Below are 23,313 nucleotides of genomic sequence, written 5' to 3' on the forward strand. Positions count from 1 at the left end.
CTCAGCCTCCGATCACGTGACGGATGATGAACACGGTGGCGAGCGTCGAAGCCATGAAAACCGCCGTCGCCACAAAAGAACGCGGGCTGAGCCGCGCCATGCCACAGACGCCATGGCCCGAGGTGCACCCGGACCCGAACGTGACACCGACGCCCACGATAAGGCCGCCGATGACAAGCGCCGGGGTGGAAACAGGGACCTCGATCGCTGGCATCTCACCGGATACCAACCAGACGAGGGCCGGGCCGGAAACCATCCCGGCAAGCAACGCCGCGCGCCATGCGAAATCCGAACCGGACGCTGGCTGAAACAGTCCCGCGAGCACGCCGGTCGCGCCCATGATCCGCCCGGCAAAAAGCATGAGCAGGGTCGATGCGATGCCAATCAGAACGCCACCCGAAAGCGACGCCCAAGGTGTGAAAGCCGTCTCGATCATCAGCAGTCCTTGCAGGTCTTGAGGCCGATGATGCTGTAGAGCGGGCAGTTGCCCACGAGGGCCGTAAGCGTGAGGACAAGGGCAACGGCAATCGCCAGCCAGAACAGGATACCCGATCCGAGCGCTGTGGTTCCGAAAGCGACAAACAGCAGTGCCGCTGCGATGACGAGCCGCAGACCGCGGTCGATTTTACCCATGTTGGTGATCATTTCTCTCTCCTTCGAGAATCGGTGATCACAACATGGCATGACGGGTTCGAAACCTTTGGTGACCTAGTCACCAAACCCGGCTTCTTTCTCTTGGAGCGTGGTCATTGTTATCTTAAAACACTGTTTTTAATAAATAAATTTTCCAACCCAGAATATCGCATCGGCACGGATTTGGCCTTTTGAGCGCGCGCGCCAGTATACGCGCCGCATGGCCCCCGCGTGCGGGACAGCGGGACAATCGCGGGGATTGAGGCTGCGCATTGTCCTCAGAGGACAAGCGCGCCTGACAAACCGGTGTAAGTCGCACAGCATTTGCCGCCGCTCAACCCGCTGCCATGAGCAATTGACTGCGGTGGCACGACCCGGCTGGAGATAGTGCCTTCGGCACCAACCGGGCCCGGAGCCCGACGGCAACACAGGAACCCGGAGATGAGCAGGAGCCCCGGTCATGCGCAGGCGCTCTCGACGCTCGAAAGAACAGCGCCCTTCGATCCTCGCGGCATGAAGACACGCGCCCAAAACTGACCCACACTATCGGCGTTCGCGGATATGACGGCGTCTGCCCACCCCGCAAAGCGCGGACCCCGGTCTTTCACCGGGCTTGGGCTGGGTGCGCGACCGTTTCCAGACGCCCTCAGCCGTTCGCCGTTTTGACCAGCCGCTCAAGCCCCTCCCGGCCGATGAGCCTCACCTCCCCGCGGGATTGCTCGACCCAGCCCCGGCGCTGGAACTCCGACAATGTGCGCGAGATGACCTCGCGCGCAGTGCCCAACTCCGTGCCAAGCACCGCATGGGTTGCATGGACCACATCATGGTCATCGGCCAATTCGAGCAAGCGCGACGCAAGCCGCACATCCATTCGTTGGAACACGATATCGTCGATGAGGGTAAACAGGTCGGTGATGCGACGCGAATAGGCGGTAAAGACAAATTCCCTGAATACACGGGAGCGCGCCACAAGATCGTCGAACGTCTCGCGCGGAATGGCCACCGCTGTCACATCGGTTTCGGACGTGCCCTCGGCCGCGTAATCCTCGAAGGCAAGCATGCACGCCGTGGTCAGAACGCAGCTTTCTCCCGCATGCACCCGGTACAGAAAGATCTCGCGCCCGGTGTCGGATTTTTGCTGCACCTTCACGGTGCCGTCCAGAAGAAGCCAAAGGTTGTCAGCGGTTTGACCCGGCGCGAAAATCTGCGTTCCTGCCGGAACCGTGACGATCTGGCTCCCGGCTTCAAGCTCCGCCCGGATATCCGCAGGCAAACGGCTGAGCCCTTTGAACTTGTCGATCCACGTATCTTCCATGTCTCAGTCTCGATCCCCAATCAGCGCACGGCAACCAACACAGGCAGCGCCGCATACCGGTCCCGTCTACATCCGCGAAATGATGAATGCGAGTCCATGCGGACGCACCGATATACGCGCATTGAGCATGCAGACATCGCCCCTCTGGCCCCTTGCGCGCTTTCGCCCTCTGCGGGATTCCGCTTTGGGCCTGCACCACGCCCTCCGGCGCGTCACCGCCGAGAAGGTCCGAAAGGCGGAAGGGCCACTCTGGACCGAACCGATTTCGCGAAGGAACGGCGGCAAACCCTCTGCGCGCATATCCGCGAAGTGGCGGGACCGGACAACGGTATTTCCTTGGTGGATGCGGGGAAGGCTGCGCTTTTGATGCGCGGTGTCATCCGGTGATCAACACAACCGACGCGGCCTGCCCGGTGATCCAGATCAAGGAAAGGCTCAAAGCAATGTCATAGATTCACCTCTGTAGGACAAAGGAGAATTGGATATGGTCCGCTTGGCAAGCATGCTGTTTTCGCTGATCGCGACAACTCTGGCTGGCAGTGCAATTGTGGTCGCGCTCGTCGCGGGCTACGTGACGTTGACGCCTATTCTGATTGCGGCGGCGATCGGTTTCGTTGCGGCCGTCCCGGTGACCTATCTTGTCGCCAAACAGATTGCGGCGCAGTAATCCAAGCAGATCCGGCCGGCGGGGTCAGACCCCGCCGCGCGGGCTCGTTTCCTCTCATGGGGATGCGACGCAGGACAGTCCGTGGCAGCCTTGCCGACTGCACAAGCGCGGGGCCGGTCTCATCCGGGGTCAGCCGGCATCGCGCGCCGTCTCGCGCGCATGGATGCCGAGCATCATCAGCGCTGGCCAGAGCAAATAGGCTTCGATCTCGATATTCTCGCCAAAAGAAAGCAGCGTGAAGGTCATCATGATGCCCATCGGCAGAAAGCCGCGCCGACTGCGGGCGGCATCCACCATGGTCAGCAGGGTTTGCCAGACAAACGGCACCAGAAGGCTCACCATCCCGACCAGCCCTTTTACGAACAAGAGGCCAAACCACGTGTGATGGCTGCCGATCGGCATGTATTCCACCGCGTGAGAGCCGGGGTGAACAGTGCCGTGACCAAACCAGAATGCCTCGTTTTCCCAACGCTCTGAGGCGATGCGCTGCAAGGTGGCGCGCACGCGCGTGCTGTCGGCGCGCGCGCCCTTGAACGCGGCGACAAAATCGGTTGCCGCGGCAAGCACCGCGCTGCCGAAGACCGCCAGTGATGCAACCAGCGCCGAGACCGTTTGCCAGGCCCACCCCTTGAGGAGCAGAGGCATCATCCGCGGTCCGATCGTGCAGGCGACAGCACCGACAAGCCCCATCCGCGATTTCGATGCGAGGATCATCAGAACCCCCGCAGAAAGCCCGATGCTGCGCCATTTCACGGAGCGATCTTCCAGCGCAAAGAGCATCATGATCACCCCGAGCAAGGCGGCGAAGGGCGACCAGGGCGCATAGAACTGCCATCTTGGGGTCCAGCTCGCCGGGTCCCACGTGAAAAAGTAAACGGAAAAATACTCCGGCCCCGGCCCGCCCACCGCCTTGAGCGGCGACGTGAAGATGCGCTCCGGCAAACCCACATAGGGGGCGGCCAGCAGAATGGGCGCAAGGATCAAGGTCCACAATCCGATGACACATTGCCCGCGCACGAGAACGGTGCGCCGGATTGGCAGGATCGCGCCGACAAGCGGAAAGAGCGCAAGCAGGGCCCATCCCTTGGCCCAACCGATCGACGATTTGATCGTTTTCTTGAGCCCCAGCCCCCAGTCGAGGTGACCGACCCAGAGCGCCACCAGCATGACCGCCATGCCCGCGATCCAGACCCATACCACGAGCGGCACCGGACCCGTTGCGCGCATGTCTTCGCGCACCGCGGGGCCAAGATAGAGGACCAGAAGGGCAAGCGCACCAAGAAGCCATGCCAGCACCGGTCCCACCACGTAGAGCGCGCCAAGAGCGTAGAATGGCCAGGTCAGCGTAAGGGTCCTGAAAACGGCCGCTTCGACGGGGTTGCGCGGTGTCATGTCGTTGGTGCCGGCTTCGACAACAACCGGCCGATCAGTGCAAGCCGCACCCAGCCGATGAGCAAACCGACCAACATCATGAACGTCGCAGCGCCACCCGCGGCGATGGCCAGCTTCTTGTTGGGTGAGGACGGCTTTTCAGGCAAGGAAGGGTTTTCGAGAACTTGCACCAGCGGATAGGATGCATAGAAATCCGACTTGCCCGACTGCGTGCGGGCAATGGCCGAGGCAAAGACCGCCTCTGCAACCGCAAAATCGCGCTCGAGATCCTGCAGTGCCGCGGCGGCAACGCGTTTCTGATCGAGATCTGCCGCCGCCGCCGCCAGCTGTTGACGGAGGGCTGCGAGCTCTTCGGCAGTGCCCGCCCGGTCGGCATCCTTCTCGACAAGCTGCGACAGCAGATCCGCCCGCACACCGTCGGGTGCAAGATCGAGCATCGCGGCCTCGGCGGCATCAAACCCCGTGATCCCTTTGGCAAAGCGCGATGCGGCCGCTTTTGCCTTGTCCCGCGATTGGCGGGCATCCAGAACCTTGGGGTGGGCAGGACCGTAATGTGCGCTCGCTTCGGCGAGGGCCGCTTCGAACCCCGCCACTTCGTCAAGCATGGTTACATAGGCGCCATCCGCAAAGAGCTTGAGCGTCACCGCCGCCATTTCCGCATCAATACCGAGTTGATCCTGAAGCCGTTCAACGCGGGCGCTCTTGTCGCGCAGCACCGCGGTGAGCGCATGCACGCGTGTTTCAAGTGTCAGGTGACGATCGATCAGTTCGTCGTATTGCTCTACGGACAGCAACCCGCTCTCCGCCTGGAGGCGGGCGATATCGGACCGCGTGCCCGACACGGAATCCCTGTAGTCAGAGATCGCCTGCAAGCCACTGTCTTCCCGGGTATTCACCTCGTCGGCCCGCAACGCATCCAGTTCGGCATAGAACGCATCAAGAATGGCATCGGCGCGGTTCTGCGCGTCTTCGGGACTGTTGCCCACCATCTCGACATGAATGAGGCTGGTCTGATCCACCAGATTGATCCGCGGACGGCCAAGAGCCGCGCGCTCCATCCCGAGCTTGCCCGCCGCCGCATCGAGGATACGGTCCGCCGTGAGCAACCGCTTGTAGGTTTCCGTCGGGCTGACCGCGTTGCTTGAAAACGCGGAGTTGGCATAAGAGGAGGCCTGCCCAATACCATTAAGGTTAAGCGACGCCGATGCGCCGGACCCGGGCAGGATCAGAGAGGCGACGGACTTGTAGCGCTCCGGCGCGGTCTTGAGATAGCCGGTGATCGGCGCCCAGATCAGCGTGCCGCCAAGCAAGGCAAAAGCCACGTAGCGCGGCAGGCGGCCAAGATCGTTGAGACCACCACCAAGAAACGCACGGCGCAAGCGGCTCCTCTTCGGCTTGGGCTTGGCGGCATACGCGGGGGCAATGGCCCAGGTCGCTTGGTCGGTCATCGGCATTCTCCTTTGCCAAATGACTTACCGCGGGCCCGCGCTTCGATCACGCACGCGAACGGACAGACCCGCGTTCAGCGGGATGCATGGCCTACCCGAACGGATAGGTCAGAAGAGCCCCGCCTCGCGCGCGATCAACGCGGCCTGTGTCCGGTTGGACGCGCCGACCTTGCGGTAGAGCGTTTTCATGTGAAGCTTGACGGTCGGCTCCTGAATATCCAGTTCGCGCGCGATCTCTTTATTGGAAAGCCCTTTGGTCAGCCCTTCGAGCACCTGCATTTCGCGCGCCGTCAGCTTTTCCGCCAGAGGGTTGGCGACCGTTTCTTCCTCTGCCGTCATGAAATCCAGCGGGGCATATTGCTCCCCCATGGCCATGAACTTGACCGCGTTGACAAAGGACTTGGCCGGGAGCGACTTTGGCACGAACCCCGCGGCCCCGGCTTCCAGGGCCTGCTCTGCGATCTTCTTGGTGGCCTCACCCGAAATCAGGGCGACGCGTAGCCCGTCCTTCAAAGCCAATGCCCGTGTAATCCCGTCGAGACCGTTCATGCCCGGCATGTTGTAATCCAGAAGCACGAGGTCGTAGGCCTCGTCCTGCTCGATCCGTTCGCGCGCCGCGTCAAAGGAGCCGACAGCTGTCGTCACCATGCTGCCCTCGCTCTCGAGAAAAAGCACGAGTGTGTCTCTGAGAAGGTCGTGGTCGTCAGCAATCAGAATGCGCATGGCACCGCCTTTGATGTGTGCCGTCACGATAGTCTGCCCCTCTCCCCGTGAAAAGGCAGGATCAGGGGGGAATTTCATACATGTCGGCTGACCAAACGGATAGGACGCGCGTCTATCCGAATAGGTCGATGCAGCCGTCGGCATCACGCGCGTAACCGGTTTACCCGGATTCCTCACCTTCTGCTCAGTTGAGCCAAAAGCCTGACTTCGTTCATTAAATCAGCAACCGAACATGAAATCAGGACACCCCAGAAATGCAACATGCTGCCATCGACTTCCGCAATGCTGCCCCGGTCATCGGGCTCAAGACAACCTATCTGAACACGCTGGACCTCTCCATCGTCGATGCCTCCTTCGACGCGACGATCGACGCGCTTTTGTCGAATGGGCGCCAGCGCGTGCATTTCATGAACGCGCATTGCTGCAACGTGATGCAACGCGACCATGCCTACGCCATGGCGGTGCGGACCGCGGATATCCTTCTGCCCGATGGCATCGGTGTTGCCCTCGCCGCCAAGATGGATGGCAAGGCGCTGGCAGCCAACCTCAACGGAACCGATCTTGTTCCGGCGCTGCTCGCCAAAGCTGCCACACAAGGCAAATCGGTCTTTCTGTTCGGCGGAACGCCGGGCACTGCCGAGAAGGCGGCGCGCACGCTTGCCACAAAAATACCGGGCCTGCGCATTGCGGGCACACGGGACGGCTATGAAGGCGCGCAAAACGATGAAGCGGCAATTGCGGCGATCAACGCATCGGGCGCGGATATCGTGCTGGTTGCCCTTGGTGTGCCGCAGCAAGAAATCTGGCTGCATCGCAATGCGCACAGGCTCGATGCGCCGCTGTCTTTCGGCGTCGGCGCCCTGTTTGATTTTCTCGCCGGGAATGTGTCCCGTGCCCCCGCGTTCGTGCGCAAGGCGCGTTGTGAATGGGTCTGGCGGCTCGCCAATGAACCGGCCCGTCTCGCCAATCGTTATCTTGTCGGCAACGCGACGTTCATGGCGCGTGCTGCACGCAAGGCAGTTTCACCGGCCAGGATGGCCCGCCGGTTTCTGGATGTGAGTGTTGCCGCAAGCGCTCTTGTTCTGCTGTCGCCCCTCTTCCTTCTGACTGCACTGGCGATCCGCGTCGAGAGCAAGGGACCGGTGTTCTTCCATCAAACCCGCGTCGGAAAGAATGGCGTGCCCTTCCAGATGATCAAGTTCCGCTCGATGGTGCAGAACGCCGAAGACCTGCGCGCCACATTACTCGATACGTCCGACCGCGACGGCATTTGCTTCAAATCGCGCAACGACCCGCGCATCACGCGGATCGGGCGCTTCATCCGCCGCGCGTCGATTGATGAGTTGCCCCAGGTTTGGAACGTGCTGCGCGGCGAGATGTCCATCGTTGGCCCGCGCCCTGCCCTGCCCTCCGAAGTCGCAGCCTATCCGGCACGCGCCTATGGCCGGCTGGCGGTGAAACCGGGGATTACAGGTGTGTGGCAAGTTTCCGGTCGTGCCGATATCGGCTTCGACCAGATGGTTGACATGGACCTCGCCTATGCAAGCAAGCGGACGGTCCTGCTGGATGTCATTATCATCCTGCTCACCTTCCGCGCGGTTGTTTCCGGCCGGGGCGCGCATTGATCCGCGTGCCCCCGCTCTGAAGCTCAAACGCTTCTCGGAACGCCACGGCCTCCTCTGACGGGCCGGTGTTCCGGGACACTTGAAAAGATGGCGGCTGGCGCGCTGCGGTATCGGTGTCGGCAGCACGAGATTTCCGCGACGCGACGCGACAAGTGTGGGTGCAAAAGCAGCCGCCCCCTGTGTCTGCCTTCGGAAACCTATCCGAAAGGATAGGTGACTATCCACATGCCCGGATGCGCCACGCGTAGAAATCTGTAAAACCACCCTATCAGACATGGAGCCGACAATGATGAACCGCCTTGCCACAACAGTCATGGGTCTCGCCTTTGCGATGCTTGGCGCGATCACTGCGCAAGCAGAGGAGATTGCGGCTCCAACGGGCGCACCGATCCTGACCGTGACGGGCGACATCGATACCACCAACGTGGATGACACGCTTGTGCTCGATGTCGATAGATTCGCCGCGCTCGGCACTGTCACCGTCGAGACCAGCACGATCTGGACCGACGGCGTCAACAGCTTCGAAGGTGTGCCGCTTGCAACGCTCGTGGATCTCGTCGGCGCGGACAGTGGGCGGCTTCTGGCGTCGGCCATCAACGATTACACCGTGGAAATACCTGTCTCCGATGCGGTGGAGGGCGGCCCGATCCTGGCCTACCGCTTCAACGGAGAAGAAATGTCGGTGCGGGACAAGGGCCCGCTCTGGATCATCTACCCCTATGACCAAAGCGCGGATTATCGCACCGAGGTCACCTACTCTCGCAGCATATGGCAACTCGATCGCATCGAGGTCGTGCGATAACCTACCAGGACAGTCGTCTTTCGTCACGGTCTCGAGGAGGTCGAGGTGCCAGCCACCACTCACATGCGAGCCAAGTCCGGTCTGACCTTATTGGTCACGGCCGGGCTTTTGGTTTTGGCCGCCATCGCGTTCCTGGCGATCAATGTCGACGAAGAGATAACGCAGCTCGGGTCTGCGCGATCAGACAATGTGCAATGGTCTCTGTCACAGGCCGAGGTCGAATTCCTCGAATATGCAAGACAGCTCGATAACCCGACAGACGTGGTGCAACTGACGCGCCGCTTCGACATCTTCTACAGCCGCGTGAGCACCATCGAAACCGCAGAAGTCTTTGCCAAACTGCGCGCCCATAATGATGCGGAAGAAAGGATCGCCGAGATCCGGACCTTCCTCAACGAGAGTGCGCGCATCATTGACGCGGGCGAAGAGACGATCCTCACGCAATCCCAGGCTCTGAAGGATCTGGCCTCGGATGTCAGGCCCGTGATCCGGCTGCTGGCGAAATCGGGGCTCGAGGTGTTTTCCCGGTCCTCTGACCAGCAACGCGCCGAGGTGGCCCAGACGCTCACGCAACTCGCCGTCACGCTGGCGGCGCTCATTGGCGCGCTCTTCATCGGCGTTCTTTACCTCAACCGCCTGAATGCCACGCTTGCGGGACGCGAGCGGGCGCAAGCCCAAACCGCCACCCGGATGAACACGGTGATCTCCACATCGCTCGATGCGGTGATTGTCAGCGACGAACGCGGGCGGATCCTCGAATTCAACCCTGCCGCCGAAGCCACTTTCGGCCACCATTGCGAGGATGTCATTGGCCGCGACATTGGCGAGATCATCGTGCCGGACCACCTGCGCGATGCGCATGAGGCGGGCATGGAACGTATGCGCCGGTCCGGCGAACGCCACGTCGTGGGCAAAGGGCGTGTGCAGCTTGAAGGCAAACGCGCCTCCGGCCAGACCTTCCCGGTCGAGCTGGCCCTGCAATCGGCCAAGACCGATGACGGAGAAATCTTCATCGCGTTTCTGCGCGATATCTCCAAGCGGGTCGAAAACGAGAAAGCGCTCGTGGAGGCACGCGACCGCGCCTTGGCCGGGGAAAAGCTCAAGACCGATTTTCTCGCCACCATGAGCCACGAAATCCGCACCCCGCTCAATGGGCTCCTCGGCAACCTGACCCTGTTGCGCGACACCCGCCTTTCAAAGGAGCAGGACCGGTATCTTGGCTACATGGAGTCTTCCGGACGACTTCTGATGAGCCATATTTCGGATGTGCTGGACATCACGCGCTATGACGCCGGAAAGCTCGACACGCGCAGCGAACCGGTCCATCTGTCGGCGTTGCTGGAAGATATCATCGACAATCAGAGCGGGATGGCGGTGGAGAACGAGACCACGCTCGATTGGGGGTGGGACGGCGAACCGATGCACTGGATCGTGTCCGACCATGACCGGCTTCAGCACGTGATGATGAACCTCGTCGGAAACGCGGTGAAATTCACCCGTCGCGGCAAGGTCAGCGTCACGGCGCGGGTCGACGCGATCGACGGTCAGAACCAGTTGAGGCTTGACGTGGCCGATACCGGCGTTGGCATCGACGAAGATCTTGTGGACCAGGTGTTTGACGATTTTGTCGTCGGAGAGACCGCCCGCAACCGCGAGGTCGGCGGCACCGGGCTGGGGCTTGGTATCGCCAAACGCTTCGTGCACGCGTTGCGCGGGACGATTTCGGTTCAAAGCACTCCTGGCGCGGGCAGCACTTTCACCGTCACTCTTCCGGTGCAGGCCGCCACGCCACCGGCCCTGTCCGCATCCGTCCCGGATCTCGTTGGCACGCCGCAGGCGTTGCGGGTCTTGCTCGTGGAGGATAACGAGATGAACCGCATTGTCGCGCGGGCGATGATCGAGGCCGATGGCCACACGGTTGTCGAGGCGCATCATGGCAGGGAAGGCGCGGAGCTCGCCGAATCTCAGCCGTTCGATCTTATCTTCATGGATATCAACATGCCGGTTATGGACGGGCGCGAAGCCACCCGGCATATCCGCGCGCAAACTGGCCCTTGCCGAAACACACCGATCGTGGCGCTCACGGCAAATGCCCTGGCCAGCGACCAGACTGCACTGCTCGAAGACGGGATGAACAGCATCCTGACAAAGCCGCTGTCACGGGACGCTCTGCGTCGCGTTCTGGCGGAATACGGAACCGAAGCCCTTGAGGAGGCCGACCCCATGCTGGTCAATCTCGATCATAGCGCCGAAACGAGGCAAACCGTTGGAGAAGCGGCCTTCGCCAAGCTTGTCGCACGCTTCACACAGGAGGTGGACGACCTGCTTGCGTGGTTGGGATCATCCGAACCGCATGACTATCTTGAAGTGGCCGCCCGCAGCCACAAGGTCGCGGGCAGCGCGGCGATCTTTGGTGCGCTTCAGCTACAGACAACGCTCAAGGAGCTTGAAAACGCCACACGCTCCGGCGACACATCCGCGTTTGAGCACAGTCTGCGAAAGCTGCCGGCGGTCTGGAGCGAAACCAAGCCACGGCTGCTGTGACACCGGCTCCTACCGGAGCAGCGTCACCACGCTGACAATCCCGAGCACGCGGGCGATTTCGGCGATGTTGGTGACGGTGCTGTCGTAACAGGCCAACGCATCTCCGGGCAGCAGATAGGGATCGTAGTCATCCCGGTCCGCCCGGCGCAACAGGTTTTCGATATCCCTCTCGATCACCGCCGACACGCCCGTCACCGGGTTGCGCGTAAACAGGACCGCAGAGCGATCCGCGCTGGTGCTGCGCGGCCCGCCGACGCAGTTCGCGTCGATCACCGCCTGCATGTACCGCGTGCCATAGGGCACCTCACGCACGGTCTGGCCGATGGCGGAGGCCGCATTGTTCGTTGCCGGTTGCGTCAGGTTGGACAGATAAAGACTGACTCCCGGCGGGCTGATCGGGCTCGGCCGCATCAAATCGTCCTGGAAACACTGCCGGCTGGGGACAAAGACCTCGTCACCGGTCAGGAGCATGATGTCCGTGTCATCCTTGCCCTCGAATACGCCTCGCATATCCAGCCGGTAAAGCGTGCCGCCCCGCCGCACCTGAACGGCGGAAATATCGGCGTCCGGGCGCACGCCCCCTGTGGCGCGCAGCGCCGCCGACAGGTTGCGCGCTTCGGTGGAGGCGCCCAGCGCTTCCTGGCGGCGGGTGTCGAGCCGATCACCTGACACGCCGCCGATCTCGACGGCTTGCGGCTCGAACACCGCGCCCGACACGGCGACGGTGACGGATGCGAAATCCGCTGCCCGCACCGAAACGCGCGGTGGCTCGGTATAGAAATCCTTGGACAGAAGCTGCGCAACGATATCAGCCTCGATCTGGGACGTGCTGCGTCCCTGAGCGCGGATCGGGGAGAGAAACGGCAGTTTCAGAGTGCCATCCCGGGAGATGACGTAATTGCCGTTGAAGGTTTCATCGTCGCCCACGCGCACATCCACAAGATCGTTGCGCGTCAGACGCTCATCTCGCAGGGCGGCGGCGGCGATCGCAGACCCCTTGCCACGGCCGTCATGCCCGCCAAGAGGCAAACAGCTTTCGGCGTTCATTGTCGCGGAAATCAGGAAGTCTGCCTCCGAGCGCGACACATCCGGCTCGCGCCACTGCGCCTGATAGGCGCGCCCTTCGGCAACCGGTTCGAGATTGTCCGGTCGGTCATAGGCGCTGCATGCGGTGCAAAGCGCAAGAGTCAGGAACGCGCTTTTCGTCATGCTCATGATGTGGTGCCGCCTCATTCGATGGGTTCCCCTTGTTTTAGAAGACCATATCCGGGGGGTCCATGGGAACTAGGCAGATCGACATATCCCAAAGGGTAGGTTGCGGCCCAAATGCACCCCTTTGCCGCCCGGAGGCGCCCGCGACAGACGCGCCCGGCAGGCGTATGTCATGGGCATTGCAACGGGAAAGCCGAGTATCATGGCCTACAACACCTCCATCAGGACCTTTGCGGCCAATCTGCTGTCCTACGGCGCATCGGAAGTTGCGTCCAAGGCCTCGCGGTTGCTTGTTGTCATCGTGGTCGCGCGCACCCTCGACCTGACCGAGGTCGGTATCGCAGCGGCGGCCATGGCGGCGGCCGATATTCTCAAATCCCTGACCGAGAACGGCGTTGTGCAGCGCATCATCTCCGCAAAAGCCCGCGACCTTGATGCGGTCTGTGCCACCGCGTCGCGGATCTTCTGGGTCTGGTGCCTGTCTCTTTTCGCGCTCCAGGCCGGGATTGCCGGCGTGCTATATGCCTCGGGAAGCAGCAGCACGCTCGCGCTTCTGGTGCTGATCCTCGGGGCCGAGTATCTCTTCATGCCTGCCGGTCTTGTGCAGGTGGCGCTTGCGATGCGCGCAGGCAAGTTGCGTCAGACGGCCGCCATTGCCGGCGCGCAGGTGGTCGGGGCAAACCTGATGGCCGCGGCTGTCGTGTTTGTCTGGCCCTCGGCGATTGCACTGTTGCTGCCACGGTTGTTGTCTGCGCCGATCTGGCTGATCGCCGTGCGTCGGCTTCACCCGTGGCGCCGCAATGCAACCGCCGGCTTCGCTCCGGTGCGCCCCTTCCTTGTCTACGGGCGGTCGGTATTGGGCACGGAGCTGGTCAAGGCGATCCGCCTGCAAGCGGACAAGATCGTTGTCGGCATGATCCTCGGTGGCGAAGCACTCGGGCTCTACTTCATGGCCTTCAACGCCGGTCTGAGCCTTTCGAACGCGTTCACCATGGCGTTTGCAACGGTGCTCTTCCCGGCACTGAGCCAAAGCGACAACCAGGCACATGCCTTGCGCCAGAGCATCTGTGTCGGCCTTGGCATGATCACCCCCGTGATTGTCCTGCAGGCGCTATGCGCGCCGGTCTATGTGCCGATCCTGCTGGGTCCTGACTGGGCCGATATTTCGAGCATCGTGGCAATCCTGTGCCTTGTCGCCATCCCGACGACGCTTTGGACCGCAACCGCCGGTTGGCACCGGGCGAACAACCGCCCCGAGGTGGAACTCATGGTGACCTCCGGCCTCGCGGTCGCCACCGTCGCCAACACTTATCTGCTCGCTCCATACGGCCTCATGACTGTCGCCATCGGCTATGCCTGCGTGACAACGGTGATCTTCGTAGCGGCCTCCTGGCCGGGTCTGCGTGCCGCATTCCTTTCCCCACGCCTGCAGGAGGTTTGACCGATGACCCGTTTCTCCATCGTCGTCCCGTGTTTCAATGCCGAAGCCACGATTGCCCAGACACTCGAAAGCCTGCGCGCCCAAAGCGTCACGGATCTTGAAATCATCTGCGTTGATGACGGCTCGACCGATGCCACCCGCGACGTGATCACCGCAATCGCCGCACAGGACAACCGGATCCGGCTTGTCCGCAATGCCGGCAAGGGCCCCAGCGACGCGCGCAACCATGGTGCGATGACGATGGCACGCGGGGAGATCCTCGCGTTTTGTGATGCTGACGATCTTTGGGGTGCGGCAAAGCTAGCGCGTCTCGACACGGTATTCCGCGCGGGGTCCGTCGATGGCGCTTACAGCAGAATCGCGTTTTTCGAGAAAGAGCCAGACGATGCGAGCACGGTGTCAACGATTGTCGGTGAGGATCTGCGCATCGGTCACCTGCTTGGCGAAAACCCGGTTTGCACAATGTCGAACCTTGCCGTCACACGCGCCGCCTTCCTCAAGACCGGCGGGTTCGACGCGGGGATCGTGCATAACGAAGACCTCGAATGGCTGATCCGTCTGGTCGGCGGCGGCGCGCGCGTTATCGGCATCGATGAGGTTCTGACGTTTTACCGCCGCAATCCGGGCGGTCTCTCGGCGGATCTCGCGGCCATGGCACAGGGGCGCGAAGCGGCGCTGAAAACCGCCGCGGGTTTTGGGGAACACCCTGAAGACCGGCACGAAGCCATCCACTTCCGCTACCTCGCCCGCCGCGCCTTGCGAATGGGGCTCGACCGCACGCAAGCCGCGCGCTTTGCTTTGAATGGGATGCGGGCAAGCCCCGCGGGCTTCTTCGCCCCTCCCCGGCGCGGCGTTCTCACCCTCGGTGGTGCGCTTGCCGCTCTGGTTTTGCCCCGCCGCCTCAGCCTGCACCTGTTCTCCCGCTAAATTTCATAAAGGATCCGTCCCATGCCCGTCGCGTCGATTGTCGTCCCCGCCTACAACGTCCAAGACACCCTTTCCGAAACCATTGAGGCGCTCTTGAAGCAGAGCTTCGAGGATTTCGAGATCGTCATCGTCAATGACGGGTCCAGCGACGGCACCGCAGACATGGCGGAAGCCTTCCGGTCCGATCCGCGTGTGCGCGTCGTGCATCAGCGCAATCGCGGTCTTGCCGGTGCGCGCAATTCCGGGATTGCGGCAGCCCGTGGCCGCTATATCGGCTTCTGTGATGCTGACGATCTTTGGCTTCCGGAAAAGCTGGGCACCCATATCGCCCATCTCGATGCCAATCGCGCGGTCGGTGTGAGCTATTCCGGGTCCGCGTTGATCGACGATGAGGGTGCGCTTCTTGGCACGGCGCAGAAGCCTCGCCTGACCGGTGTCACCGCCGCGCATATCCTCAAGCGCAATCCGGTCGGCAACGGCTCCGCCCCGGTGATCCGCCGCGCGGTCTTTGACGCGATTGCCTATCGTCCGGCGCATGAGACGGAGCGTGACTGGTTCTTCGACGAAACCCTCCGGCAATCCGAAGACATCGAATGCTGGCTGCGCATTGCAATCACGACGCCGTGGGGCTTCGAGGGCGTGCCCGGTCTGCTGACGCGATACCGGATTTCAAGCGGCGCGCTGTCGGCCAATACCGACCGCCAGTTCGCCACATGGCAACAGATGATCGACAAGCTCACCCCGCTTGCGCCAACGCTCTTCGCGAAACATGGCCGTGCCGCGCGCGCCTATCAGCTGCGCTACCTTGCCCGTCGGGCGATTTGTGATCGTGACGCCGGGCGCGCCATGACGTTGGCCAAAAAATCCATCCTCCAATCCTCGCGTCCGCTAATCGAAGAGCCCAGAAAGACCCTCGAGACGCTTCTGGCTGCTGGCCTGCTTTATGCAGGCGGCAGCCTGGCCCTCGACGTGATTGCCGCTGCGGGGGACCGAAAGAATGTCTGAATTGCCTCTCGTTATACACTTGGTCGATGACACCACCGCCGGTGGGGTGACGCGAGTTCTGGACTACATCGCCACCAGCCCGGCGCTTACGCGACTGGCTGATCACCGCTTTGAAACCGTCGCCCGCGGCAGGGTCAGCCTGCGGCGATACAAGGCCGATGTGATCGTATCGCACCTGGCAATCAGCTGGCGCAACCTTCCGGCGCTCCTCGCGATCCGAGCCGCCAACCCCGGCGCTCGTCTGGTGCATGTGGAGCACAGCTATACCAAAGGTTTCATGCAGCACAACGTGCCGAATACGCGCCGCTTCCTGCGGCTGCTCAAGACAGGATTTGCGATCTTCGACGCGGTTGTCGCGGTCAGTCAGGCGCAGGCGCGCTGGTTCCGGAAAGAAGAGCTCTGCGCCGATGCCAAACTGTTTGCCATCCGGTCTTGCGTCGATCTTTCTGCCTTCACGCAGCTGGCCCCGGCGGGCAATTCTGGAAAGATCATCGGCGCAATCGGCCGTATGGACCGGCAAAAAGGGTTCGACACGCTGATCGAAGGCTTTCGCGCGGTCGAAGACGACACCTTGGCGCTGCATTTCTACGGCGCCGGAGCGGAGTTCGAAACCTTGCAGGCGCTTGCAGAGGGCGACGCGCGGATCGTGTTCAAGGGGTTCACAGCCGATCCGGTCGAAGCCTACGCCGCTGTGGATGTGGTCGTGCTGCCCTCGCGCTGGGAGGCCTACGGACTGGTGGCCATCGAAGCGCTCTGCGCTGGTCGCACCGTGCTCTGCGCGCCCGTGGACGGCCTCACCGATCATGCGGATTATGGCGCGCGGTTTCTCGCCTCGCGCTCTGCGGATGCGATTGCGGACGGCTTGCGCGCGCTGGATCCTGCGCACACCCCGTCAATTCAGGGCGTGCAGACCCATGTTGCGGCGCGGGCCGAGGCGGAGTTTGCACACGGGTGGGCTCGCCTGCTCGATGCCATGCTGCAAAAGCCTGTTTCCCAACCAGTCGCGGTTTCGGCTCGGTTGCAGTGAAGCTCGCGTAAGGCCCCGGCGGGCTGCGCGGGCCTATCAGGCCCTCCTCGGTCAGACCAAAACGACATCGCTTAAAATCGGGTCAAGCTGGTCTATCCCTGTGAGCGTCAGCCGCGCGCCCCCGTCGAAGGACAGGGTCAGCGCGCCATCGTCAAGCATCACGACCCGGTCCAACAGATCGCTGCGCGTCGCGTCGGGACCGACCAGCACCCGCGCAATGACCAGCGTATCGACCCCAGCCGTCATGTCGGTAACAACGTCTACCCCACCGGTGAATACAAACGTGTCGCGCCCGAGACCGCCGTGCAACCTGTCTCGGCCCGCACCTCCCGTGAGCGTGTCTGCCCCGGCATTGCCTTGCAAAACGTCGTGACCCGCGCCGCCTTCGAGCAGGTCATTCCCATTGCCAGCCAAAAGCGTGTCATCGCCCGAACCGCCCGACAGGCGATCAAACCCGAAGCCGCCAGCGACACGGTCGTCACCCTCGCCGCCGAACAGGCGATCGTTTCCGGAATTGCCAAAGAGCAGGTCGTCTCCTGCGCCCCCAAACAGGCTGTCAAAACCGGCATCGCCATTGATCGAGTCCGCACCCGCGTTGCCCGTCAGATAGTCCGGCGCCAAACCCCCGCTGATCGTGTCGCGCCCCACGCCACCGCTGATCGTGTCAAAGCCGTTCCCGCCACGCAGCACGTCATGGCCGCTTCCCCCGAAAAGCAGATCATACCCGTCGAACCCTTGCAGGATGTCATTCTCTGCACCGCCCTGCAGCGTGTCGAATCCGGTGCCGCCGATCAACCAGTCGCGTCCGTTCTCCCCGGCGATCCGATCATTGCCGCCGCGCCCGTCAATCCGGTTAAACCCGGCATTCCCGGAGATGGTGTCATCGCCGCGCGACCCTCGAACATGCAGCACACCGGCCAAAGCATCGCCATGGGCATATCCCCCCGTGCCGACCCCGCCGCCAAGATCGATCTGCACCGCTCCAACGGAGGCGAGATAGTCGACCCCCGTGCCGCGCAGCGGACTGTCCGGGGCCGGACTCATCTGAAGCAGATCCTTGAAAGCCAGCGGATTGTAGCCAAGATCCACCGTTGCGCGTTCCCACGCTTCGACGACACGCACCGCCATATCGCGATGCCCCTGCACCGACCAGTGAACGCCCGTTTCGCCCACGTTCGGAACCGGTCGGAACGGCAGAGTGGCAAAAGCGCTGTCGGTGGCGGGATCATCATCCGCGCCAAGCCCGAGGATCACGTCGTTGCGATCCGCAAGCTCGGAGTCCGGCACCAACTCCGTCATGAAAAACGGTGTCGCCGTGTCGAACCAATCCTGAGCGCGCAATTGTGCCAGCAGCGTGTCCAGCGCCGCGCGGTAGTCCGTTGCGGTGGAAATCGCGGTGTTGGTCACCTGTGCCGTATCGTGATTGCTCTCGCCCTGCGCAAAAACCGCAAGATCGATCTGCGGCACCGCGGCGGCGTTGACCGTCTCCACAAGCGAGACAAAGAATTCCGACCGTGCGCCCGCCGCAACCCAGCCGGTCGACCCTCCCGGCCCGAAACCCAGCCCGTCGATGGGTTGCCCGGGATACGCGTCAACGATCATGCGGACCTCGCGCCCGGTGCGCGCATGAATTTCCAGAGCCACGTGCCAGATCATCGACCCCTGACTGTCGAGCCCCGTCTGCTCGGGATGCGCAGGATCAATAAAGGCGGGTTCCCAAGACCGGCTATCGGTGTTCCAGAATGTGACGGCGGGGTCAGGCTCGGTTTGGTCCCATAGGCTCGGATCCCGACCCACATCTGCGATGCCGGACATGTTCGATTGTCCGAAACCGAGGATATAGACAGGGTCAGGCATGCAGCATCCTTGCCGAATGTTTGCCAGATCGCCGAAAACGCGACTTGTCGAGAAGGCTGGCGTCAACCAACACTTCACGGCCAAACTCTTGGAATACAACCCCCTTTCTCAACGGCGTCAGCAGCGTTTCTGACCGTGGCGGCTTGATTGAGCGGTAAAGTACGCAGGGGATATCCCGTCGACCGGCAAGGACAGCACGGCACGCCGCCTGCCCCGCCGGGCAGCGCAGTGCGCCTTGTTTCCCGCGCGCCCGGCCACGCCAAATCATCACCGGATGGGCCACAGGCGCGCCAATCGTCCCGACACGGTTGCGCCCGTTTGTGCCCAAATGCGCCTTTCCTCCGCAGGCGGTCTGCGATAGCCATGAAGCAACCCGGGCAATAAAGGCATTGCGCGCTGCTGTTCGGGTGGGACGGAGCTTGACCGTTCGATCCGCCATACGGGGCCGGATCACTGGCGCGACTGGGCTTCTTCCTATTCTTCTGAAACCGGCGGCGCGCCGCCTGAAACCATAGGTGAGCCATGTTGAAAAATGACCAACTCGACGCGTGGGATCGCGAGAACTTCTTCCACCCCTCCACCCATCTTGCGGAGTTCGCGCGGGGGGATATGCCCAATCGCGTCATCACCGGAGGCTCCGGGAGCCATATTCAGGATCGCGACGGCAATCGCCTGCTGGATGCGTTCGCGGGCCTCTACTGTGTCAATGTCGGATACGGGCGCTCTGAAATCGCCAATGCCATTGCCGCGCAGGCGCAGGAACTCGCCTATTATCACGCCTATGTCGGGCACGGGACGGAAGCGTCGATCACGCTGGCAAAGATGGTTCTGGATCGCGCGCCCGACCATATGTCCAAGGTGTATTTTGGCCTGTCGGGATCGGACGCGAACGAGACCAACATCAAGCTGATCTGGTACTACAACAACATTCTCGGCCAACCGGAAAAGAAGAAGATCATCTCGCGTTGGCGCGGCTATCACGGATCGGGGTTGATGACCGGTTCGCTCACCGGGCTGGAGTTGTTCCATCGCAAGTTCGACCTGCCGCTTGCGCCGGTTCTGCACACCGAAGCGCCGTATTACTACCGGCGCCCTGATCTTGGGCAGAGCGAAAAGGCCTTCGTGGCGCATTGCGTGGCAGAGCTTGAGGCGCTGATCGCGCGGGAAGGCGCTGAGACGATTGCGGCCTTCATCGGCGAACCGGCGCTTGGGACGGGCGGGCTCGTGCCACCGCCAGACGGCTACTGGCCCGCGATTCAGGAGGTTCTGGACCGGCATGACATCCTGTTGATTGCCGATGAGGTGGTCACCGGGTTCGGTCGTCTGGGCTCCATGTTCGGCTCCGATCACTACGGCATGCGGCCCGACCTGATCACGATAGCCAAGGGCCTCACCTCGGCTTATGCGCCGCTCTCGGGCAGTATCGTGAGCGACAAGGTCTGGTCGGTTCTGGAACAGGGCACGGACGAAAACGGGCCCATCGGGCATGGCTGGACCTATTCCGCCCACCCGATCGGTGCCGCGGCCGGTGTGGCCAATCTGCGCCTGATCGACAGTCTCGATCTGGTTTCCAAGGCGGGGGCGACAGGCGCGTTCTTCAAGACTGCGTTGCAGCAGGCTGTCGGAGACCACGCCCATGTGGGCGAGGTGCGCGGGGAAGGATTGCTCTGTGCCGTGGAATTTGTGCAGGACCGCGCGGATCGCGTCTTCTTCGATCCGGCGGACAAGGTTGGCCCGCGGCTCGCGGCGGCTCTGCTGGAACGTGGCGTGATCGCACGGGCGATGCCACAGGGCGATATTCTCGGTTTCGCGCCGCCCTTCTGCCTGACGGAGGCCGAGGCACAGGAGGTCGCGACAAAGCTCGGAGAAGCGGTGCGCTCGGTGCTTGGATAGTCTTTTCAAGACCGCATCCACGCAGCGGACTTTCTTGATCGCTGCCACGGGATGAATGCCCCGCCCGCGTCAAGCGGGCGGGTTTTCCGTTTGATCAGTCAGCGCCTCGAACAGAGATTGTGGCGTCAGGATCCGGGCGGACGATGCGCTGAACGAGGAAGATGCCGACAGCGGCCGCCACGCCGACAAGGTCCGTGATAAGCCCGCCTTCGATCATGAAGAGCGCCGCCAGAATAAGGGCCACCCGCAAGAACCAGGCCGTCCGCCCGCCCATGAACCAGCCCTGCACGCCCGCGCTGAGCAAGAACACTCCGAAGGTGGCCGTGATCCCGGCCCGGATCACCTCGAACCAGCTGCCCTCCATGAGGATGGCGCTGTTGTAGAAGAACATGAACGGCACGATGAAAGCTGCGATGCCGATCTTGAAGGACGCAACCGACGTCTCCATCGGGTTCGAGCCCGAGATCCCCGCGGCAGCGTAGCTCGCCAGCGCCACGGGCGGCGTGATCGCAGAGACCACGGCGAAGTAGAAGACGAAGAAATGCGCTGTCAGCATGGGGATGCCAAGCTGGATCAGGCCCGGCGCCACAACCGACGCCGCCACGGCATAAGCCGCTGTGGTCGGCATGCCCATCCCCAGAAGAATGGCGATACACATGGCAAAGAACAGGGCCAGAAGCTGGCTCACACCGGCCAGATCGAGCAGCACTGCCGAGAAGCGGGCGCCGACCCCGGTGAGCGAGATGACCCCCACGATAATACCCGCACAGGCACAGACCGCGATGATCTGGATCGACATGACCCCGGCCAGCTCGAAGGCCTTGAGAATCGAGCGCAGCCCCATCCGGTGCGGCGTGAGCCAGCTGACAACCGCGGCCGCCACCGTCGCCAGTGTGCCCGCCCGGATCACTGAATACCCCAAGAAAAGCGCCACGATCAGGATCAGGATCGGAATGAAGAGATAGGCCTGCCGCGCCAGAACGGCGAATTTGGGCAATTCATCCTCGCGCATGCCGCGCATGTTCAGCTTGGCGGCTTCGAAATCCACCATGAAGTAGATCGACGCAAAATAGAGGATGGCCGGGATGATCGCCGCGATGGCGATTTCCTGATACGGGATGCCGGTGATCTCGGCCATGATGAAGGCGCCGGCGCCCATGATCGGCGGCATGATCTGCCCGCCGGTCGACGCCGCGGCCTCGACGGCACCGGCGGTCTGCTTGCGATACCCCACCTTCTTCATCAGCGGGATTGTCAGCGAGCCGGTCGCCACCACGTTGCCGGCCGAGGTGCCGTTGATCATGCCCATCAGACCGGAGGCAAAGATCGCGACCTTTGCAGGCCCGCCGCGCGCGCGACCGGCCGTGGCAAAGGCGAAGTTCACGAAGTAGTCGCCCACTTTCGAGGCCTGAAGGAATGCCGCGAAAATGATGAACAGGATGATGTAGGTCGAGCTTACCGCGGTGGTCGGCCCGATGATCCCCGCATCGGAATACACATGGCCAAAGAAGCGCTGCCAGCTATAGGCGTTTTGCACCGCGAGGATCCCGGGCAGCAGATGCGCGGTGAAGGTGTAGACAAGGAACACGCCCGTGATGATCACCAGCGCCATGCCTGCCACACGGCGGGTCAGTTCGAGAATCATGGCCGCGCCGGCGGTTGCGGCGAAGGCGACGCCGATTGGCACGAAGGGTGTGCCGACCGAATTGCGGGCCGCTGTGCCGTAGATCGCCACCAGATAAAGCGCCACAACCACGCCACAGAGCGCGAGAACGATGTCCGAGGCGGCGAAAAGCTCGCGCCCGCGACGTTCCACCCAGCCCGTGACGATCGCGCCCAGCGTGGCAATGAGCAGCGGGATGCCGAACCACCACACTTCGGCAGCATAGATCTCCGTGCCCGGAAAGGCCGCCCATGTGGTCAATCCGCCCATCTGTGGCAAGTCCCCCGCGGCGATGGTGCGCGCGAAGCCCAGCGCCGTGATCCCCGCCACCAGCGCCGGGATCACCAGCGCCAGCGCCAGAAGCGAGACGATCCGAGTATCCTTGTGCGGCTCGTCGGGATGGAAAGCATGCGCAGAAAACAGCAGGAAACCGAGCCCGAGAGCGCCTGCAATATGCACAATGCGGAAGTTCCACGTTTCAAGCGGGAATTGAGGCAGTAGCGGCACCTCGACCCCCGTCCAGGCAGAGATCGATACGCCATTCAATGCCAGCATGTGGAACGCCGCGTAGATTGTCGAAAGCGTCGCGATCACCAGATACGCCCGCCCCGAGAACATGCGGCGGTTGCTTTCTACCGGTTCCTCGTCGACCCCTTCGGCCAGAATCATCTCGTCTGTCTGGCCCGTGCCTGCGCCCGTGTTCCCGTCGCTCATCATATCCCCCTAAGACTTTCCTGGCCGTGCCCTGCCGCGTCCTTGCCTGATCGCGGTTCTGTTTTTCCCCGGCCCGTCGTGAGGGCGCGGTGCTGTCCTTACCGCAGTCCGATCACGGCAAAAACCGGACCAGCTGCCTTTGTGTCTGTCCGCGCGCCGGTCATCCGAAAGGCCGATCGCGCTTTTTTTGCCCCAGTCCGCACCCGGTTGCGAACCCATCCGGCTCCTTGGTCAGCGGCCCCTGTTCCTGCTGATCCTGCAAAGCCGCGGGACCGACGTCAATCAGCCTGGGTCGCCGCGCCTCCGGGCGGGATTACAAGGCACCTTATCTGACGACTGTCTTGTCTGTCTTGTGGAAAAGCCCGCGCCTCTCTCGAGACGCGGGCGATTTTTCTGTATGGCGCAAGACCCGAACCGAGCCCTGC

The 23,313-nt window shown here is 62.5% G+C and carries 18 protein-coding genes; 9 read left to right on the forward strand and 9 right to left on the reverse strand.

The genetic code is table 11. The annotated features are described in order from the left end of the window. Position 1: 1 nt before the first annotated feature. The 3 genes from J1C49_RS14645 to J1C49_RS14655 form a co-directional block, all read right to left on the reverse strand. Positions 2-436, reverse strand: coding sequence for a YeeE/YedE family protein (locus J1C49_RS14645; protein WP_227446582.1), 435 nt, complete (start codon positions 434-436; stop codon positions 2-4). Continuing rightward, a complete protein-coding gene (locus J1C49_RS14650; protein ID WP_227446583.1) occupies positions 436-645 on the reverse strand; it encodes a DUF2892 domain-containing protein in 210 nt (69 codons plus the stop codon). The genes J1C49_RS14645 and J1C49_RS14650 overlap by 1 nt, the downstream gene beginning before the upstream one ends. A 634-nt stretch (positions 646-1,279) precedes the next feature. Next, positions 1,280-1,948 (reverse strand): Crp/Fnr family transcriptional regulator, encoded by a 669-nt coding sequence (locus tag J1C49_RS14655; RefSeq protein WP_227446584.1) that lies wholly within the window; start codon positions 1,946-1,948, stop codon positions 1,280-1,282. 484 nt (positions 1,949-2,432) lie between these two features. On the opposite strand from J1C49_RS14655, the gene J1C49_RS14660 reads away from it, so the two are divergent. After that, positions 2,433-2,615: a CTP synthetase gene (locus J1C49_RS14660; RefSeq protein ID WP_227446585.1), complete on the forward strand. Its 183-nt coding sequence runs from the start codon at positions 2,433-2,435 to the stop codon at positions 2,613-2,615. 129 nt (positions 2,616-2,744) lie between these two features. Here the strand turns inward: J1C49_RS14660 and J1C49_RS14665 are convergent, their stop codons facing one another. The 3 genes from J1C49_RS14665 to J1C49_RS14675 all read right to left on the reverse strand — a co-directional run bounded on the left by J1C49_RS14665 (position 2,745) and on the right by J1C49_RS14675 (position 6,178). After that, on the reverse strand, positions 2,745-4,007 hold the full coding sequence (locus J1C49_RS14665) for an O-antigen ligase domain-containing protein (protein WP_227446586.1): 1,263 nt from the start codon (positions 4,005-4,007) through the stop codon (positions 2,745-2,747). Further along, on the reverse strand, positions 4,004-5,455 hold the full coding sequence (locus tag J1C49_RS14670; RefSeq protein WP_227446587.1) for a hypothetical protein: 1,452 nt from the start codon (positions 5,453-5,455) through the stop codon (positions 4,004-4,006). The genes J1C49_RS14665 and J1C49_RS14670 overlap by 4 nt, the downstream gene beginning before the upstream one ends. Positions 5,456-5,563: 108 nt before the next feature. Then, complete coding sequence (locus tag J1C49_RS14675) at positions 5,564-6,178, reverse strand: response regulator transcription factor (RefSeq protein ID WP_227446588.1); 615 nt, start codon at positions 6,176-6,178, stop codon at positions 5,564-5,566. 254 nt (positions 6,179-6,432) lie between these two features. Here J1C49_RS14675 and J1C49_RS14680 point away from each other — a divergent pair, with 254 nt between their 5' ends. The 3 genes from J1C49_RS14680 (at position 6,433) to J1C49_RS14690 (ending at position 11,149) form a co-directional block, all read left to right on the forward strand. Then, on the forward strand, positions 6,433-7,803 hold the full coding sequence (locus tag J1C49_RS14680) for a WecB/TagA/CpsF family glycosyltransferase (RefSeq protein ID WP_227446589.1): 1,371 nt from the start codon (positions 6,433-6,435) through the stop codon (positions 7,801-7,803). Between the two features lie 286 nt (positions 7,804-8,089). Beyond that, positions 8,090-8,605, forward strand: a complete 516-nt coding sequence (locus J1C49_RS14685; protein WP_227446590.1) for a molybdopterin-dependent oxidoreductase — start codon at positions 8,090-8,092, stop codon at positions 8,603-8,605. Between the two features lie 45 nt (positions 8,606-8,650). Next, entirely contained in the window at positions 8,651-11,149 is a 2,499-nt protein-coding gene (locus J1C49_RS14690; RefSeq protein WP_227446591.1) for an ATP-binding protein, read from the forward strand. A gap of 9 nt (positions 11,150-11,158) precedes the next feature. Here J1C49_RS14690 and J1C49_RS14695 read toward each other — a convergent pair whose 3' ends face one another. After that, on the reverse strand, positions 11,159-12,364 hold the full coding sequence (locus J1C49_RS14695) for a polysaccharide biosynthesis/export family protein (RefSeq protein ID WP_370639421.1): 1,206 nt from the start codon (positions 12,362-12,364) through the stop codon (positions 11,159-11,161). Positions 12,365-12,533: 169 nt separating this feature from the next. On the opposite strand from J1C49_RS14695, the gene J1C49_RS14700 reads away from it, so the two are divergent. Genes J1C49_RS14700 through J1C49_RS14715 form a run of 4 tightly spaced genes read left to right on the forward strand, consistent with a single transcriptional unit; the run spans position 12,534 to position 16,761 of the window. After that, positions 12,534-13,802 carry an oligosaccharide flippase family protein gene (locus tag J1C49_RS14700; RefSeq protein ID WP_227446592.1) on the forward strand — a complete coding sequence of 423 codons (1,269 nt, stop codon included), beginning with the start codon at positions 12,534-12,536 and terminating at the stop codon, positions 13,800-13,802. A gap of 3 nt (positions 13,803-13,805) precedes the next feature. After that, entirely contained in the window at positions 13,806-14,729 is a 924-nt protein-coding gene (locus J1C49_RS14705; RefSeq protein ID WP_227446593.1) for a glycosyltransferase, read from the forward strand. A 21-nt stretch (positions 14,730-14,750) separates the two neighbouring features. Further along, positions 14,751-15,734, forward strand: coding sequence for a glycosyltransferase family 2 protein (locus J1C49_RS14710; RefSeq protein ID WP_227446594.1), 984 nt, complete (start codon positions 14,751-14,753; stop codon positions 15,732-15,734). Then, positions 15,727-16,761: a glycosyltransferase family 4 protein gene (locus J1C49_RS14715; protein WP_227446595.1), complete on the forward strand. Its 1,035-nt coding sequence runs from the start codon at positions 15,727-15,729 to the stop codon at positions 16,759-16,761. Before J1C49_RS14710 ends, J1C49_RS14715 begins: the two co-directional genes overlap by 8 nt. A 51-nt stretch (positions 16,762-16,812) precedes the next feature. Here J1C49_RS14715 and J1C49_RS14720 read toward each other — a convergent pair whose 3' ends face one another. Further along, a complete protein-coding gene (locus J1C49_RS14720; protein ID WP_227446596.1) occupies positions 16,813-18,618 on the reverse strand; it encodes a calcium-binding protein in 1,806 nt (601 codons plus the stop codon). Between the two features lie 522 nt (positions 18,619-19,140). On the opposite strand from J1C49_RS14720, the gene J1C49_RS14725 reads away from it, so the two are divergent. Continuing rightward, on the forward strand, positions 19,141-20,511 hold the full coding sequence (locus tag J1C49_RS14725) for an aspartate aminotransferase family protein (RefSeq protein WP_227446597.1): 1,371 nt from the start codon (positions 19,141-19,143) through the stop codon (positions 20,509-20,511). A gap of 94 nt (positions 20,512-20,605) precedes the next feature. On the opposite strand, the gene J1C49_RS14730 is transcribed toward J1C49_RS14725, so the two are convergent. Beyond that, complete coding sequence (locus J1C49_RS14730; protein ID WP_227446598.1) at positions 20,606-22,888, reverse strand: TRAP transporter fused permease subunit; 2,283 nt, start codon at positions 22,886-22,888, stop codon at positions 20,606-20,608. Positions 22,889-23,313 lie beyond the last annotated feature (425 nt).

The sequence above is a fragment of the Cognatishimia sp. F0-27 genome (genome assembly GCF_020667845.1).
Taxonomy (GTDB): domain Bacteria; phylum Pseudomonadota; class Alphaproteobacteria; order Rhodobacterales; family Rhodobacteraceae; genus JAFMPQ01.